We start from the raw sequence: 575 nt of genomic DNA, 5'->3' as shown, positions 1-575 counted from the left end.
GTGCCCGCGTCTGGCGGGAGGGGTATGCGTACGGCTCGGTCAGGTGAGGGCGCGACGGAGGTCGTCGACGAGGTCGCGGACGTCCTCGAGACCGACGGAGACCCGGAGCACGCCGTCGGTGATGCCGACCGCCGCCCGCGCCTCCGGCGCCAGACGGCGGTGCGTCGTCGTCGCCGGGTGCGTGATGAGCGACTTCGAGTCGCCGAGGTTGTTGGAGATGTCGATGACCTGCAGCTCGTTCATCAGCGCGAACGCCTCGTCCTTGCCGCCGTCGAGCTCGAAGGTGACGACGGTGCCTGCGGCGCGCATCTGACGCTTGGCGAGCTCGTGCTGCGGGTGTGACTCGAGGAAGGGGTGCACGACGCGCGTGACCTTCGGGTGCGACTCCAGGAAGCGCGCCACCTCGAGGGCGCTGTCGGCCATCCGCTCGACGCGCAGCGACAGCGTCTCGAGCCCCTTGAGGAGCACCCACGCGTTGAAGGGCGACATCGACGGCCCGGTGTGGCGCATGAGGTTCTGCACCGGCCCGTCGATGAACTCCTTCGGTCCGAGCACGGCGCCGCCGAGGGTGCGGC

General features: G+C 70.4%; 1 protein-coding gene. It reads right to left on the bottom strand.

All coding sequences use genetic code 11. From position 1 onward, the window contains the following. Nucleotides 1-39: 39 nt before the first annotated feature. Nucleotides 40-575, bottom strand: a 536-nt coding sequence (locus AC1DP0_RS22555; RefSeq protein ID WP_478088923.1) for a PLP-dependent transferase, incomplete at its 5' end; no start/stop codon positions are given.

Source organism: Terrabacter sp. P5_B1, from assembly GCF_056400505.1.
This window is presented reverse-complemented; position numbering and strand designations above follow the sequence as displayed.